This window comes from Variovorax sp. 01T432, from assembly GCF_056398605.1.
This window is the reverse complement of record NZ_JBFTPS010000068.1, coordinates 16,077-30,979: the sequence shown is the minus strand read 5'-3', so window position 1 is coordinate 30,979 and position 14,903 is coordinate 16,077. Positions and strand designations below refer to the sequence as shown.

Genomic DNA, 14,903 nt, shown 5'->3' with positions numbered 1-14,903 from the left:
TGTCCATCGGCTCGCAGCTTCGCTCCGCGCTTCCTCCCCACACTCGGTCGCCCTGATGCAGTTGCGCTTCGCTTCGTTCGCTGTGATCAACTTACGGGAGGACTTGCACCTCCGGGAGTGCGCCCATGCTGGGCGCACCATGAAAAAAGGCTCCCATGGGAGCCTTCTTGCATGTTCGGGTAGATCTCAGTAGCCGCTATTGCCGCCGCCACCGCCACCGTAGCCGCCGCGACCCCCGCCACCGCCGCGCGGGCCGGCACCGTAGGGGCTGCGGAAGCCACCGTCGCCGCCGCCACCGCCGCTGCGACCGCCGCCACCACCGTAACCGCCACTGCCGCCGCCGCCGCCATAACCACCGCCGCCACTGCGACCGCCACCGCCGCCCCCGCCATAGCCGCCGCCGCCGCCGTAACCGCCACCGCCACCGCCACCGTATCCGCCGCCGCCGCTACGCGGAGGGCGGGCTTCCATCGGACGTGCTTCATTCACGACGACGCTACGGCCGCCCAACGGCTGGCCGTTCATGCCATTGATGGCTGCTTGTGCCTCCGCGTCGCTGCCCATCTCGACGAAACCGAAGCCCTTGGAACGGCCTGTATCGCGCTCCATCATGACTTTGGCGCTCGTCACCGCACCGAATTGCCCGAAGGCCTGCTCGAGATCACCGTCGCGCACCGAGTAAGGCAGGTTACCGACGTACAGTTTGTTGCCCATCAAGGGACTCCTATAAACACATCAAGAAAAGCGATGGAGTCCCGATAGCACCACCCAAACGAAAGAGTCGCCGAGTTGCGCGAAACTGACCGATCACCGAATCACCCCCCCCAGGAAATTTGAAGGGAGGCTCGTGCATTATGGGTGAAATACGCAAAGCGCAAGTAGGAATTTGCCCCCAGCCGTGCCGCCCTCCAAATTTTGATAAAGCTAGCGCACGCTTACTTGGCCGTGGCGCGGTGCCGTTACAATCGCGCGGTCATTGGGGAGTAGCCGCCTTCCATCGTGAGAAGGGTTTGCGTCAACAGACTTGTCTTGCCCCCCGGCAGGACATGGCGCAAACAGTGTCCTGCCTGGCGAGACCTTTGACCATGCGACTTCGGGAATTGGCCGAAGGTGTCGCATGGTCAATTGCGTCCTTCGGCCATAGGAATCCCTATTCATGGAAGCATTTTTCGTTGCAACTGGCGTCGTCGCGCTCGCTGAGATGGGTGACAAGACCCAACTGCTCACCCTTGTGCTCGCCGCGCGGTTCCGCAAACCTTGGCCGATCGTGTGGGGGATTCTCGTGTCGACCGTACTCAATCACGCGCTCGCGGGCGCCGTGGGCAATTGGGTCACCCATGCGCTCGGGCCCGACGTGTTGCGATGGATTCTCGGCGGCTCCTTCATTGTCATGGCCCTCTGGATGTTGATCCCCGATAAGCTGGATGATGGCGACTTGCCCAAGGCATCGCATTTCGGCGTGTTCGGCACCACCGTCATCGCGTTCTTCCTTGCGGAGATGGGTGACAAGACCCAAATCGCGACGGTCATGCTCGCTGCCCGCTATGTCGACGCCTATGCATGGGTCGTCCTCGGAACGACATTCGGGATGATGCTGGCCAACGCACCGGTTGTGTGGCTGGGCGACCGAATCGTGAAGCGGGTGCCGATCGGGCTCGTGCACAGCATTACCGCCGTCATCTTCCTTGTGCTCGGCATCGCTGCTTTGATCGGCTGGGGCTGACCGGCATATACTGATGGACGCGCCGATTTGCTCCAGCTTGCGGGCGCTTAACAAATGCAGCTAAAGACGGACGCCGGACCCGGCTCGTTTTTGGCGACGCCGGGTTTTTTCATTCATGTCGTTGGTCGTTACTCCGCAGTCGATGCATTTCGCAGGCCCGCTGGCGCTTAGTAGCGGTGCGCGGGTCTCCGACTACACGCTCGCCTACGAAACCTATGGCGAGCTCAATGCGGAGCGCAGCAACGCGGTGCTCGTGTGCCACGCGCTCAATGCCTCGCACCATGTGGCGGGTGTCTATGAGGGGCAGGACAAGTCCGAGGGCTGGTGGGACAACATGATCGGTCCCGGCAAGCCGGTGGACACGGACCGCTTCTTCGTGATCGGCATCAACAACCTCGGCTCTTGTTTCGGCTCCACCGGCCCCATGCATGCCAACCCGGCGACGGGTCGAGCCTACGGCGCCGACTTCCCCGTGGTGACTGTCGAGGATTGGGTGAACGCGCAGGCGGCGCTGCTCGACGTGCTCGGAATCCAGACGATCGCGGCCGTGATGGGTGGCAGCCTGGGCGGCATGCAGGCGCTCTCCTGGACCTTGCAATATCCTGATCGCGTGCGGCATGCCGTGGTGGTCGCCAGTGCCCCGAGCCTCACGGCGCAGAACATCGCCTTCAATGAAGTGGCGCGTCGCGCCATCGTCACGGACCCTGACTTCAACGGCGGCCACTTTTACGAACATGGCGTGGTCCCCAAGCGCGGGCTGCGTATCGCTCGCATGATCGGCCACATCACGTACCAGAGCGATGATGTGATGAACGAGAAGTTCGGCCGCGCGCTGCGCAGCGCGGTCGGAGGAACCGCGGCCAGCACGGACTTCCGCTATTCAACGCAGGAGGTCGAGTTCCAGATCGAAAGCTACCTTCGCTACAACGGGGACAAGTTCAGCGAGTACTTCGACGCCAACACCTACCTGCTGATCACGCGCGCCCTTGACTACTTCGATCCGGCGCGTGGTCATGGCGGCAATCTTGGTGCCGCGCTGGCGAGGGCCACGGCCAACTTCCTGTTGGTGAGCTTCAGCACCGACTGGCGCTTCTCGCCGGCGCGCAGCCGGGAGATCGTGAAGGCCCTGCTCGACAATCGCCGCAGGGTCAGCTATGCGGAGATTGACGCGCCCCACGGTCACGACGCCTTCCTGCTCGATGACGTGCGCTACATGGGGATCGTTCGCTCCTACTTCGAACGTATCGCAAGGGAACTGAATGCGGTGCCATCGCTTCGGGGCGCAGGGGCAGTTGCGGCATGAGCGATCTGGACGCACAGCAACGGATTGCCAGGCTCGTCCCTGAGGGCTCGCGCGTGCTCGATCTTGGTTGCGGCGACGGCTCGATGCTCGATCTGCTGCAGCGGGAGCGCGGCTGCAGCGGCTATGGCGTCGAAATCGCCGACGGCAACGTGCTGCAGTGCGTGCGGCGCGGCGTCGACGTGATCCAGCTCAACCTCGACGAAGGCCTCGCGATGTTCGACGATGCGTCGTTCGACGTGGTGCTGCAGATCGACACCCTGCAGCACCTGCGCAACGCGGAGGTGATGTTGCGCGAAACCGCGCGTGTCGGGCGCATTGGCATTGTCGCCTTCCCGAACTTCGCGCACTGGCCTAACCGGATCAGCATCGCCCGAGGCCGCATGCCTGTTACGCGGCGCCTCCCCTATCAGTGGTACGACACGCCCAATATTCGCGTTGGCACCTTCAAGGATTTCGAAGTCCTCGCGCTGAAGAACCGCTTGCGCGTGCTCGACGCCTTCGGCCTGCAGGATGGACGCGAAGTGCGTTGGCTGCCGAATGCGCGTGCCAGCACGGCGCTGTTCAAGTTCGAACGCGAACGCTGACCGCGCCAACCTTTTCCAGGCATGGCATTCACGCTCGCGGCGTCCTACCACAGCGACCTGTCGGTCAAGAAGAGTCGCTTCATTGGCTGTGTCCAGCCCGTGGCCGACCGGGCCGCGGCGCAAGCGATCGTCGAGGCGCTGCGCAGCGAGCATCCCGGTGCGGCCCACGTTTGCTGGGCTGTGATGGCGGGTGGGCAGTCGGCTGCCAATGACGACGGTGAGCCCGGCGGCACGGCCGGGCGGCCGATGCTCGAGGTGTTGAGGCACCATCAGCTCGAAGGCGTGCTCGCGACCGTCGTGCGCTACTTCGGCGGCGTCAAGCTGGGCGCGGGCGGTCTGCTGCGCGCCTATACCGAATGCATCGCGCAAGCCGTTGCTGGTGCCACATTGGTCGCGCTGGTTCGGCAGCGCCGAATGCAGTGCGCGGTGCCCTATGCGATCGAGGGCTTGCTGCGCCGCGAGATCGTTGCGGCGGGCGCCACGCTCGACGAGGTTCGCCACGACAACCTGGTGCATTTCTCGTTTGCGTTGCCTGAGCCGCTGGTGGCCGACTTCGTCGCAAGAGTCGACGATGCGGCGCAAGGGCGCGCCGTCTGGCAAGCGCAGTGAGTCGACGGCCGCGCCTGTAGAACGATCCACATCACAGACGCGGCCGTGAGAACGCCTCCTCACGAGCACGAAAGTACCCAAGGTCTCTTGTTCGCGACGTATTCAGTTACTCTTCTTGCGCAATGAAGTGCCGCGAGCCGTAAGCGTGTTCATACGATAGACGTTTTGAGGAGCTTCCCATTGGCCACACAGTCCCCCTTCTTCGGCAAGCGTGATCGCGAAGCTGAACCACTCACCTCCCGACCCGCGCCGCTGATGGGTTCGGGCACGAATCTGTCGGGCACACCAGTCAATCCTTCGACGCTGACGTCGCAAGCCGCGAACGCGGCGGCGAGCGTTGTCAAGGAAGGCGGCAGCAAGCTCACCGTCGGACCCAACATCAAGCTCAAGGGCGTCGAGATCACCGATTGCGACACGTTGGTGGTCGAAGGTCTCGTGGAGGCGACGATGGACTCCCGCGTCATGCAGATCGCCGAGCAAGGCGCCTTCAAGGGCTCCGCCCAGATCGACATCGCGGAGATCCGTGGCCTTTTCGACGGCAATCTGACGGTGCGCGACAAGCTTGTCATTCATTCCACGGGCAAAGTGACCGGCAAGATCCGTTACGGCAAGCTCATCATCGAAGAAGGCGGTCAAGTCTCCGGCGAGATCAGCTTCGGCACGTCGCCGGCGAGCAGCAGCAAGCCGGCGTTCCAGGCAGCAGCCTGACCGACGCGCGTCCTTCTCAGCCGAGGCGTTGAATCAAGGCACTGGCTGCGGCCGGTGCCTTTTCTTTTGCGCCGTTGATGAAGTAGATGAAGACGTCCCGCGGCCCCGACGCATGCGGCTTCTTGTGATCCTCCACGCGCGGCAGCGAGGCCGGCGTGCCGCCCGCTGCCCACGTCTTCGCGGATTCCGCCCATGCGTCGAGCACCTTTGGCGGGTAGCCGTTCTTGAGCTTCGCATCGCTGTTCATCAGCCGGGCATAGGCAAAGTCGCCAGTCAGGTCGGCGAAGGACGGGAACTTGTCGGAGTCTGTAAAGACCGTCGCGACCTTGTGCTTGCGCGCGAGCGCCAGGTATTCGGGCGTGCGAAAGCTATCGTGCCGCACGTCCATCACGTGGCGCAGCGCGCGACTGCCTTCCCTTTGCGGCAGCAGGTCCAGAAAGCCGGCGAAGTCATCCGGATCGAAGGCCTTGGTCGGCATGAACTGCCAGACGATGGGGCCCAGCTTGTCGCCCAACTCACCGAGCCCGCTGTCGACAAAGCGCGCGATCGATTCGCCCGCCGTCGCGAGCAGCTTCCGGTTGGTGCTGAAGCGCGACGCCTTCAGCGAGAACACGAAGCCCTCAGGTGTTTCGTCATGCCACTTCCTGAAGGTCGGTGGCTTGAAGGTGCTGTAGTAGGTGCCGTTGACCTCGATCGCCGTGAGCTGTCGGCTGGCATAGTGCAGTTCCTTTGCATGCGGGAGGTCGGCGGGGTAGAAGTTGTCGCGCCAGGGCTCGTAAGTCCAGCCTCCAATGCCGACGCGGATGCGTCCGCCCGGGGCGCTCAAGGCTCATCTCCCACGGGCAGCGCTGAGCATCTGGAGTATTCCGTTTGCATGGTCATGGCTTTCTTCGGTTGCTGACGGCCGAGCGAGAGCAAGAAGCACGATTTGTATCGTATTTGCCGGACGCGGTCATTCGCGCACGATCCGGCAAGACGCACTAACATCGTCGGCCAACTCCCGCGAAGAATGCCATGAACGCCCCCCTCCACCGCGAAATGCCAGCCGGTCTGCTCGACCCCGAACGCGCCCTGTCCGAAGTCTCGTCGAAGTGGGACAACGACATCGTCAAACAACTCACCGATTACATCGCCATTCCCGCCAAGTCGCCCGGGTTCGACAAGGAATGGGCGCAGCATGGCTACCTCGATACCGTATTGCGCAATGCCGCCACCTGGGTCGAGGCGCAGAAGGTCCAGGGCCTGAAGCTGGAGATCGTTCGGCTCGAGGGCCGCACGCCCGTGCTCTTCTTCGAAGTGGCGGCGACCGGCACCGACATGAAGGAAACCGTCCTCATGTACGGCCACCTGGACAAGCAACCCGAATTCACCGGTTGGCGCAGCGATCTCGGCCCCTGGACGCCGAAGTACGAGGACGGCCTGCTCTACGGCCGCGGTGGCGCCGACGATGGCTACGCCGTGTATGCGAGCATCGCGGCACTTCAGGCATTGAAGGCCCAGGGAGCAGCTCATCCGCGCATCGTTGGCCTGATCGAAACGTGCGAGGAGTCTGGCTCGTATGACCTGCTGCCGTACGTCGATGCACTCCGCCAGCGCCTGGGCGACGTGGGCCTGGTGATCTGTCTGGACTCGGGCGCCGGCAACTACGACCAGTTGTGGCTCACGACTTCATTGCGCGGCATGGCCAGCGGCACTCTCAAGGTCGAAATCCTGACTGAAGGCGTGCATTCCGGCGACGCGTCGGGGCTCGTGCCCTCCAGTTTCCGCATCATGCGGCAGGTGCTCGACCGTCTGGAAGACAGCAAGACCGGCCGCCTGTTGCCCGAGAGCTTCCATTGCGAAGTGCCGGCGGAACGGCTCGTCCAGGCCCAGGCCACGGCCGCCATCCTGGGCGAGGAGATCTACAAGCGCTTTCCCTGGGCCCACTATGACTGCGGCGGCTCGACCGCTTTCGCGCTACCGACCACCACCGACCCGGTGGAGGCGCTCCTCAACCGCACCTGGAAGCCAACCCTCTCCGTTACAGGCGCCGACGGTTTTCCGGCACTGAAGGACGCGGGCAATGTGCTGCGTCCGTACACCGCTTTCAAGCTCTCGCTGCGCCTGCCGCCGCTGGTCGACGCGGACCAGGCCGTGCGCCAGCTCAAGACGCTGCTCGAGGACAACGCGCCTTACCAGGCCAGGGTGACCTTCGATAGCAACGGCGGGGCGACGGGTTGGAACGCGCCCGACACCGCACCATGGTTCGAGCGCGCGCTCAATACGGCGTCGCAGGCGCATTTCGGGGCGAGCTGTGGCTACATCGGCCAAGGGGGCACCATCCCGCTCATGAGCATGCTGAGCGCCGGTTTTCCGAAGGCGCAGATGATGGTCTGCGGCGTGCTGGGACCCAAGAGCAATGCGCATGGCCCCAACGAATTTCTCCATGTGCCCTACGCGAAGAAGCTGACTGCGGCGGTCGCGGAGGTCATTGCTGCCCTTCCCGTTGCCCACGCCGCCGCTGCCTGAAGGCGCGACGCCGGCGCCGCCGCGCGGGCTGGCCCGTCGTCGGTGGCCCCGCGAGAACGGCCTATGCTGCTGCGCGCTGAATGCGGCGGCGGCGCCAGGCCAGCCAGAGCAGCGCCGCTCCCATCAATGCCAGCGGCGCCAGCGAACCCATGTTCAACAGACGCCATCCCTGCGTTGTGACCAGCACACCTGATGAGAATGAACTCAGCGCCAGCGTCGCGAAGACGCAGAAGTTGAGCGCACCCTGCGCCCGGTCTTTTTCCTCGGCGGTGTAAGTCGTGAGCGAAAGCATGGTGCTGCCGGTGAACAGAAAATTCCAGCCGACACCCAGCAGGAACAGCGCCAGCAGGAATTGATGCAGGTCGACACCCGACAGTGCGATGGCGATGCAGGCCAGATTGAGCATCAGCCCCGCGCCCATCACGGGCAGCACGCCGAGGCGGCGAATCAGGTGGCCGGTGAAGAAGCCTGGAGCGAACATGCCGATCACATGCCACTCCAGCACCAGCGCGATGTTCTCGAAGGGCATGCTGCAGACCTGCATCGCGAGCGGGGTCGCGGCCATCAGCAGATTCATCACGCCGTAGCCGAGCGCGCCTGCGGCGGCGGCGACGATGAAGGCCGGTTGCCGCACGATCTCGGCCAGCGGTCGGCCACCCACGGCGGCCTGCCGCGGCATCGACGCCGGGAAGCGGATGAACTGCATCACGCACATCGAGGCCAGCGCCACTCCGGCGAGCGCGAAGTACGCGCCCGCGAAGGGCACCGCGAACCATCCCCTCGTGACGGCCGCCAGATTCGGGCCCGCCACCGCGCCGATCAGTCCGCCGGCCATCACCAGCGAAACCGCCTTCTCCCGCCATTCGGGACTGGCGATCTCGGCGGCGGCGAAACGATAGAGGCCGGCATTCGCGTTGTAATAGCCCGCCACCAGCGTGGCGCAACACAGCAGCCAGAAGTCCTTCCAGAAGGCCGCCAACCCGCACAGCAGTGCCGAGCCAAGAGCCACTGCGAGTCCTATCTGGAACGAGCGGCGTCCGCCGAAGCGCCGCTGCGTGCGCGCCACCAGGCCGGTGGCCAGCGCACCGCCGACCACGTAGCCCATCACGGGAAGCGTCGCCATCCACCCGCGCGGCGCCAGAGCCAGCCCAACCAGCCCATTGATCGCGATGAAAGCGACGTTGTTCGTGAGGAACAGGCCTTGGCAGATTGCAAGCAGCCAGAGATTGCAATTCATGTAAGGCGAGTCGCACCCGTCACGGGGTAGACGCTAGCCCTTCTGAAGCAGGCCGCTGAGCGACGACAGCAGGTCGTCGTGAGTTCCCAGCCCCTCGGCCGGCACTTGGCCCTTCGGCGTGAGCTGGTCGATCAGCGTAGGCAACAGGGTGGAGAGCATGGGCAGCAGCATGGCCGGATTGATGCCGAGCTTCTGCGCTATGCCAGAGACCACGTCGCTGCCCAGCACATCATGGAGCTGCCCGCCGGAGATGGGCGCGTTCTCGCCCTTGCCGATCCAGGAATTGATCACGTCTCCCATGCCCGCCTGTTCGAACCTGGAGACCAGGCCGCCCAGGCCGCCGAACTCGCCATTGTTGGCAAGGAGCCCGCCAAGCGCTCCCGCGAGGCCGCCGAGGTCGGAAGGACCACCGCCCTGGGGTTGTTGAGGCTGAACGCCACCGAGTACCTGGCCGAGTACCGAATCGAGCAATCCCATGATGGGCTCCTGAAGGGGGGATGAAGGAAGTCTTACTTCGAACGCGGCGGGCGTTTGGGCAGCAGCGGTTCGCTCACGCCCTGGACGCCGACGAGACCGAGCACGGTCAGGAGGGCATTTTGCGCGCCCTTCCAGCCGTCTGTCACGTCGATCCATTCCGAGAGCGCGTGGAAGCCGCCGGTCTTGCCGCCGCTGCCGATGATGATCGCCGGGATTCCGAGCGACATCGGCACGTTGGCATCGGTGCTCGCCCCGGAGAGCAGCGTCTTGTAGCCGAAGGCCCCATTCGATCGAATTGCGGCCTCGACGATGGGCGAGTCCGATGGCGTGCGTCCGCCCGGCCGATCGCCGATCAACCTGGTGGCCGCGCTCAGTGTCGTGACGTTCCAGCGCTTGTTTTCCTCCGACACTGCTTCGTCGATCGCGGCCATGACCTTCTTCTCGGTATCGAGCAGAGCGCCCATATCGTCGGACCGGATGTCGACAGCCATGCGCGCTTCCGGCGCGATGGTGTTGACAGAGGTTCCTCCGCTGACTGTGCCGACGGTGAATGTGGTCTTCGGAAAGCTGGGCGTCCTGATCTCGGCGATCTTCGCTATCGCGCGGCCCATGCCGTGGATCGCGCTCGGCACCTGGCCGAAAGCGGTGTAGCTGTGGCCACCCGGGGCCTTGAACGTGACTTCGTGGCGATGACTGGCCGTCCCAAGCACCAGCACGCTTCCCTCCGAAGCGGGCTCCAGGCCCACCGCGCCGTCGATGTCGAGGTGATCGCGAAAGATGGCCTTCATCCCTCGCAGGTTGCCTAGTTCTTCCTCTCCGACGTTGCCCACGATCAACAGGTCGCCCACTGTCCGCACCTTGTTGTCGTTGAGCACCTTGATCCATGACAAGAGCACGGAAAGGCCGCGCGTGTCGTCCGAGATGCCCGGCGCGTACAGCTTGCCGTCACGCTCCTTGACCTTGACGTCGGTGCCGGCGGGAAAGACGGTGTCGAGGTGTGCCGAGACCAGCAGCTTGGGCCCGTTTCCGGACCCCTTGCGCAGGCCGATCACATTGCCTTCAGTGTCGATCCTCGCGTCGCTCAGCCCCATTGCCTTCATGCGCGCGAGAAAGACCTCGGCGCGCCTTTGCTCCTTGAATGGTGGCGCCTCGATCTGCGTGAGCATCTTCAGGTCTTCGACGGAGCGCTCATGATCGGCCTTGACCGCCTCGAGCAACTGCTTCACTCCCGGTGCGGCGAGAAGCTGCGTGTAAGCCTGGTCCACGGCGATTGCCACTTGTGTGGGCGTCGGCGCCACCGGCAAGTCTTGCGCACGGGCAGCACCCGCGACGCAGATCACGGTCATCAGGGCGGGCGCGAGGCGCCGCGCAATCGGAAGGGCGGACATGCGTTGTGCAGAGGGCAAGGGTGTCGATTACTGACCCGCGAGGAGCACGAGCGCGGCCAGCGCGGCGGTCTCCGCGCGCAGAACGCGCGGCCCGAGCGTGAGGGGCGCGAAGCCGCGCGCGATTGCATCCTGCTCTTCGGTCGCGCTGAGACCGCCTTCAGGGCCGCTCAGGACGCAAACAGCACCACTGGCCGAGTGACCGCCGAGACCGGCGATGGCGCGCGTGCCCGCGGCAAGGCTGAGGATGAAGCGCTCGGCATCTGCGGCAGCGGTTTCCATCCAACTCGTCACCGTTCGCACGGGATGAACCAGCGGCACGCGATTGCGTCCGCATTGCTCGCAGGCAGCGATGGCGATCGCTTCCCAATGCGCGCGTTTCTTGTCGGCGCGCTCGCCTGCGAGGCGCAGCACGCCGTGAGCGGTGATCAAGGGCTGGATACTGGCGACCCCGAGTTCGGTGGCCTTTTCGACCAGCCAATCCATGCGTTCGTTGGCCGGCATGCCGACCGCCAGATGCACCATGCGCGGCGCTTCGCGCTCGACCTCGCTGTGGGCGCCGACCTGGACGGCGACCTCACTGCGGCTCATGCGCTCGACCGTTGCCGAGTATTCGCCGCCGCTGCCGTCAAACAATGTCAGCGCATCGCCGGGCTGCATGCGCAGCACCTGCACATGACGCGCAGCGCCGGCGGGAAGCGCGAGGGCGCTGTTCGCGTGAAGCGCAATGGCGCAGAAGAAGCGCGGCGTCACACGCGCCCGTATGCGAAGCCGCTCACGGCCTGCGTGCCCTCGACCTCGTCGATCACACGCAGCAGCGGCGTGAGTTCGTTGTACCGGCTGGCCGTCGCGCGGATATATGCGATGAAGCGCGGCGTATCGGCCAGGTACTTCGGCTTTCCGTCGCGCAGCGTGAGCCGGGCGAAGATGCCGGCCACCTTCAGGTGGCGCTGCAGGCCCATCCACTCGACCGCGCGGTAGAACGCGCCGAAGTCCTCGTCGACCGGCAGCCCGACCTTGCGTGCCTGCTCCCAGTAGCGGACCGTGATGTCGATCACGAACTCCTCCTCCCAGCTCAGGAAGGCGTCGCGCAGAAGGCTCGCGATGTCGTAGGTGATCGGACCATACACGGCATCCTGAAAGTCCAGTACGCCCAGAGTCGGACCGCCGGTGATCATGAGGTTACGCGGCATGAAGTCGCGATGCACGTAGACGGAGGAGGCCGCGAGATTGTTCTCGACGATGAGTTTGAAGCTTCGTTCAAGGCGCTCCTGCAGCTTGCCTTCGACGCGCACGCCGCGGTGCCGGGTGAGATACCACTGTGGGAAGAGGTCGAGTTCGCGCTCAAGAAGGGCTCGGTCGTAGGGAGGCAGGACGCCGGGCCGGGAGGCGCGCTGCCATCGGATCAGCGCGTCGATCGCCTGGGCGTAAAGGGGACGCGCGGCTTCGGGATCTGCCGCATCGATCACATCGAGCATCGTTTGTCGGCCTAGATCGTCGAGCAACAGGAAGCCATTGGCTTCGTCCCATGCCAGCACCTGCGGCGCGGTCACGCCCGCTTCGGTCAACAGCTTTGCAATCCGCACGAAAGGCGCACTGTTCTCCTGGGCGGGCGGCGCATCCATGACGATGCGGCTCGGTGAGCCATCGGTTGTATCGACGCGGAAGTAGCGCCTGAAGCTGGCATCCGCCGATGCGAGGCGCACGGTTCCGGGTGCTAGGCGCTGCGCTTCGGAGATGCTGTCAATCCAGCGCGCAAAGGCCGCGGCGCGTGCGGGGTCGCTCCATTCGGGCGGCGACACCTCGGGTGTGGGATGCGATGGCGCCGCAGGGTGGGAGGGGGGTGCGGCGCCGCTGGCCGGTGGCTGAGGAGCTGTCATGGATAATCGATTCTACAAATCCGCCCGGCGCGGACTGTCTGCAACATCTGCCGCCGCGTGGCGTCGCTCCCCCAAGAAGATACTCGCTCCCTACCGATGCCTGACCTGACCCGAGCCACCTGGCACCGGTGCCGCCCGCCTCTGCCGCTGGCGGTGCTGTCTCTTGCACTGCTGCACATGCACGGCGCATGGGCACAGGACAGCGACCTCGATGCGCCATTGACGCTCAAACGCACGCCGCAGCTCATGGAGGTCATTCCGCAGGATCAGCGCGGCCAGCGGCCGAGCTTTGTCGACGGCGACCGGATCTCGGGTCGGCCCGACCTGGAAACAATTGTCGAAGGCAATGCCTCATTGCGCCGAGGTGAGACGGTGATTCACGCGGATCGGCTCGAGTATTACCAGCCGGACGACCTTGCCAAGGCGCGTGGCAATGTGCACCTGAACCAGGGCGGCAACGTCTACGAAGGACCCGAACTCGAACTCAAGATCGAGACCTTCGAAGGCTTCTTCAACAAGGTGCGTTATCGTTTCCTCGCCACGGGCGGGGAAGGTGACGCCGATCGCATCGATTTCGTGGACAACAATGTGGCGGTGGCGCGCAAGGCCACCTACACGACTTGCCGGCGCGAGGACTATCCCGGCTGGATGCCCGCATGGCTCCTGACCGCGGCGACGCTCACCACGGACACCGAGGAAAACGTCGGTATTGCCACCGATGCGCAACTGAGCTTCATGGGCATCAAGACACCGCCCTTTCCATCGTTGAGCTTTCCGCTCAACAACGCCCGCAAGAGCGGGCTGCTGCCGCCCTCCGTCGGCATGGACAGCGTCAACGGCATCGACGTGACGGTTCCGTACTACTGGAACATCGCGCCCAACCGCGATGCGACCTTCTATCCGGAGCTGATGAGCAAGCGCGGCGTCAACGTAGGATCGGAATTTCGCTACCTGGAAGACAAGTACAGGGGGCAGATCGAGGCCGACTACATGCCGACCGACACCCTGCGCAACCGGGAGCGCTGGGGTATCTGGACGCACCATGAACAAAGCTTCGACCCCACGCCTTACGGCCTCGCAGCCCTGAGCGGCACACTCAACATCAATCGGGTCAGCGACAACGACTACTGGCGCGATTTCGCACACACGCCATCGATCGCTCAACGCCTGCTGACGAGCAACGCGTCGCTCAACTGGGCCAAAGGCGACTGGAGCGGCGCATTCAATGCGCTCAGCTACCAGACGTTGCAGGATGCCACCGCGCCCATCCTCCCGCCCTACGATCGCCTGCCCCAGATCACGGCCAACTACAACAAGTACGACTGGAACGGTTTCGACTTTTCGCTCAACCTGGATTACTCGCGCTTCCGTGCCGATCCCATCGAGCAGCATCAGCCCAATGGCGAACGCGCGTTCGGGCTGGCGTCCATCAGCCGGCCCTTCCTCACGCCCGGCACCTTCATCATCCCGAAAGTGATGTTGAATGCCACCACCTATCAGTTCGATGCGCCGCTGGCCAACGGAGCGAGCACGGCCAGCCGCGTGGTGCCGACCTTCAGCCTGGACAGTGGCATGATTTTCGAGCGCGACGCGAGCTTCTTCGGACGGGCGTTCCGCCAGACGCTGGAGCCCCGCGCCTTCTACGTCAATACGCCGTACCGCAACCAGAGCCTGCTGCCGAACTACGACTCGGCGGCCACCGACTTCAATTTCGCGACGGTCTATACCGAAAATGCGTTCTCGGGCAACGACCGCATCTCGGACAGCAACCTGCTCACGCTCGGCGTCACGACACGACTGATCGACCCGGACACCGGCGCCGAGGCCGCGCGTTTCGGCATTGCGCAGCGCCTGCGGTTCAAGGACCAACTCGTCACCTTGCCGAACGTCGCCCCCATAACCGACAGACTCAGTGACGTGTTGCTCGGCGCCCAGATCAACTGGACGCCGAAGTGGAGCATGGACACGACCTTGCAATACAACCCGGACACCCGCCGGTCGACGCGCGACGCAATCAGCGCGCGCTACAACCCAGGGCCTTACCGTAACGTGAGCGCCGCGTACCGCTATCAGGCCAACACCTCGCCCACCGTTCTGGATGGAAACAAGTCCATCGACGTGAGCTGGCAGTGGCCGCTCAACGACCTCTGGGGCGACAAGGGCAAGGACCTGGGACCGGGACGTGGTCAAGGCGGGGGGCGCTGGTACAGCGTCGGCCGTCTGAACTACAGTATGCAGGATCGCAAGCTGACCGATGCCGTGATCGGCATGGAATATGACGGTTGCTGCTGGATCGGGCGCGTGGTGCTGGGACGTGTCACCACCGGCCAGATCACAGCCGCCACGCGCATCATGTTCGAGATCGAGTTCGTCGGCTTTGCAAGCGTCGGCACGAGTCCGAAGCGGACGCTGACCCAGAACATCCAGCGTTACCAGCCCCTTCGCCTGCCCGGCGAGGCGCCTAGCCGCTTCACCAATTACGACTGAGA

The 14,903-nt window shown here is 64.4% G+C and carries 14 protein-coding genes and 1 riboswitch; of the genes, 7 read left to right on the top strand and 7 right to left on the bottom strand.

What is annotated here, in order from left to right; genetic code table 11:
- Window positions 1-186: 186 nt before the first annotated feature.
- Window positions 187-714: an RNA recognition motif domain-containing protein gene (locus AC1DNF_RS31640; RefSeq protein WP_478152614.1), complete on the bottom strand. Its 528-nt coding sequence runs from the start codon at window positions 712-714 to the stop codon at window positions 187-189.
- A gap of 252 nt (window positions 715-966) precedes the next feature.
- A riboswitch (yybP-ykoY riboswitch) is annotated at window positions 967-1,150 on the top strand.
- 6 nt (window positions 1,151-1,156) lie between these two features.
- Here AC1DNF_RS31640 and AC1DNF_RS31635 point away from each other — a divergent pair.
- The 5 genes from AC1DNF_RS31635 (at window position 1,157) to AC1DNF_RS31615 (ending at window position 4,927) form a co-directional block, all read left to right on the top strand.
- Window positions 1,157-1,723 (top strand): TMEM165/GDT1 family protein, encoded by a 567-nt coding sequence (locus AC1DNF_RS31635; protein ID WP_478152613.1) that lies wholly within the window; start codon window positions 1,157-1,159, stop codon window positions 1,721-1,723.
- 115 nt (window positions 1,724-1,838) lie between these two features.
- Window positions 1,839-3,026 carry a homoserine O-succinyltransferase MetX gene (gene metX / locus AC1DNF_RS31630; RefSeq protein ID WP_478152612.1) on the top strand — a complete coding sequence of 396 codons (1,188 nt, stop codon included), beginning with the start codon at window positions 1,839-1,841 and terminating at the stop codon, window positions 3,024-3,026.
- On the top strand, window positions 3,023-3,610 hold the full coding sequence (gene metW / locus AC1DNF_RS31625; protein WP_478152611.1) for a methionine biosynthesis protein MetW: 588 nt from the start codon (window positions 3,023-3,025) through the stop codon (window positions 3,608-3,610). The genes metX and metW overlap by 4 nt, the downstream gene beginning before the upstream one ends.
- Window positions 3,611-3,631: 21 nt before the next feature.
- On the top strand, window positions 3,632-4,219 hold the full coding sequence (locus tag AC1DNF_RS31620; protein WP_478152610.1) for an IMPACT family protein: 588 nt from the start codon (window positions 3,632-3,634) through the stop codon (window positions 4,217-4,219).
- A 180-nt stretch (window positions 4,220-4,399) separates the two neighbouring features.
- Complete coding sequence (locus AC1DNF_RS31615; RefSeq protein ID WP_478152609.1) at window positions 4,400-4,927, top strand: bactofilin family protein; 528 nt, start codon at window positions 4,400-4,402, stop codon at window positions 4,925-4,927.
- 16 nt (window positions 4,928-4,943) lie between these two features.
- Here the strand turns inward: AC1DNF_RS31615 and AC1DNF_RS31610 are convergent, their stop codons facing one another.
- On the bottom strand, window positions 4,944-5,753 hold the full coding sequence (locus tag AC1DNF_RS31610) for a DUF72 domain-containing protein (protein WP_478152608.1): 810 nt from the start codon (window positions 5,751-5,753) through the stop codon (window positions 4,944-4,946).
- Between the two features lie 188 nt (window positions 5,754-5,941).
- Between AC1DNF_RS31610 and AC1DNF_RS31605 the strand changes: the two genes are divergently transcribed.
- Entirely contained in the window at window positions 5,942-7,435 is a 1,494-nt protein-coding gene (locus AC1DNF_RS31605) for a M20 family metallopeptidase (RefSeq protein ID WP_478152607.1), read from the top strand.
- A 61-nt stretch (window positions 7,436-7,496) separates the two neighbouring features.
- Here the strand turns inward: AC1DNF_RS31605 and AC1DNF_RS31600 are convergent, their stop codons facing one another.
- The 5 genes from AC1DNF_RS31600 to AC1DNF_RS31580 are packed head-to-tail and all read right to left on the bottom strand — an operon-like array spanning window position 7,497 to window position 12,414.
- Window positions 7,497-8,672: an MFS transporter gene (locus tag AC1DNF_RS31600; RefSeq protein WP_478152606.1), complete on the bottom strand. Its 1,176-nt coding sequence runs from the start codon at window positions 8,670-8,672 to the stop codon at window positions 7,497-7,499.
- A gap of 33 nt (window positions 8,673-8,705) precedes the next feature.
- Window positions 8,706-9,284 carry a YidB family protein gene (locus AC1DNF_RS31595; protein WP_478152618.1) on the bottom strand — a complete coding sequence of 193 codons (579 nt, stop codon included), beginning with the start codon at window positions 9,282-9,284 and terminating at the stop codon, window positions 8,706-8,708.
- On the bottom strand, window positions 9,182-10,537 hold the full coding sequence (locus AC1DNF_RS31590) for a M20/M25/M40 family metallo-hydrolase (protein ID WP_478152605.1): 1,356 nt from the start codon (window positions 10,535-10,537) through the stop codon (window positions 9,182-9,184). The genes AC1DNF_RS31595 and AC1DNF_RS31590 overlap by 103 nt, the downstream gene beginning before the upstream one ends.
- A gap of 27 nt (window positions 10,538-10,564) precedes the next feature.
- Window positions 10,565-11,287 (bottom strand): 16S rRNA (uracil(1498)-N(3))-methyltransferase, encoded by a 723-nt coding sequence (locus tag AC1DNF_RS31585; RefSeq protein WP_478152604.1) that lies wholly within the window; start codon window positions 11,285-11,287, stop codon window positions 10,565-10,567.
- Window positions 11,284-12,414, bottom strand: coding sequence for an aminoglycoside phosphotransferase family protein (locus tag AC1DNF_RS31580; RefSeq protein WP_478152603.1), 1,131 nt, complete (start codon window positions 12,412-12,414; stop codon window positions 11,284-11,286). Before AC1DNF_RS31580 ends, AC1DNF_RS31585 begins: the two co-directional genes overlap by 4 nt.
- A 96-nt stretch (window positions 12,415-12,510) precedes the next feature.
- On the opposite strand from AC1DNF_RS31580, the gene AC1DNF_RS31575 reads away from it, so the two are divergent.
- Window positions 12,511-14,901, top strand: a complete 2,391-nt coding sequence (locus tag AC1DNF_RS31575; protein ID WP_478152602.1) for an LPS-assembly protein LptD — start codon at window positions 12,511-12,513, stop codon at window positions 14,899-14,901.
- Window positions 14,902-14,903: the final 2 nt, after the last annotated feature.

Excerpts from the sequence above, each read along its gene's own strand:
- metW (WP_478152611.1), top strand. The coding sequence starts at position 3,023 with ATGAGCGATCTGGACGCACAGCAACGGATTGCCAGGCTCGTCCCTGAG.
- AC1DNF_RS31600 (WP_478152606.1), bottom strand. The coding sequence starts at position 8,672 with ATGAATTGCAATCTCTGGCTGCTTGCAATCTGCCAAGGCCTGTTCCTC.
- AC1DNF_RS31640 (WP_478152614.1), bottom strand. The coding sequence starts at position 714 with ATGGGCAACAAACTGTACGTCGGTAACCTGCCTTACTCGGTGCGCGAC.
- AC1DNF_RS31605 (WP_478152607.1), top strand. The coding sequence starts at position 5,942 with ATGAACGCCCCCCTCCACCGCGAAATGCCAGCCGGTCTGCTCGACCCC.
- AC1DNF_RS31575 (WP_478152602.1), top strand. The coding sequence starts at position 12,511 with ATGCCTGACCTGACCCGAGCCACCTGGCACCGGTGCCGCCCGCCTCTG.
- AC1DNF_RS31580 (WP_478152603.1), bottom strand. The coding sequence starts at position 12,414 with ATGACAGCTCCTCAGCCACCGGCCAGCGGCGCCGCACCCCCCTCCCAC.
- AC1DNF_RS31620 (WP_478152610.1), top strand. The coding sequence starts at position 3,632 with ATGGCATTCACGCTCGCGGCGTCCTACCACAGCGACCTGTCGGTCAAG.
- AC1DNF_RS31635 (WP_478152613.1), top strand. The coding sequence starts at position 1,157 with ATGGAAGCATTTTTCGTTGCAACTGGCGTCGTCGCGCTCGCTGAGATG.
- metX (WP_478152612.1), top strand. The coding sequence starts at position 1,839 with ATGTCGTTGGTCGTTACTCCGCAGTCGATGCATTTCGCAGGCCCGCTG.
- AC1DNF_RS31590 (WP_478152605.1), bottom strand. The coding sequence starts at position 10,537 with ATGTCCGCCCTTCCGATTGCGCGGCGCCTCGCGCCCGCCCTGATGACC.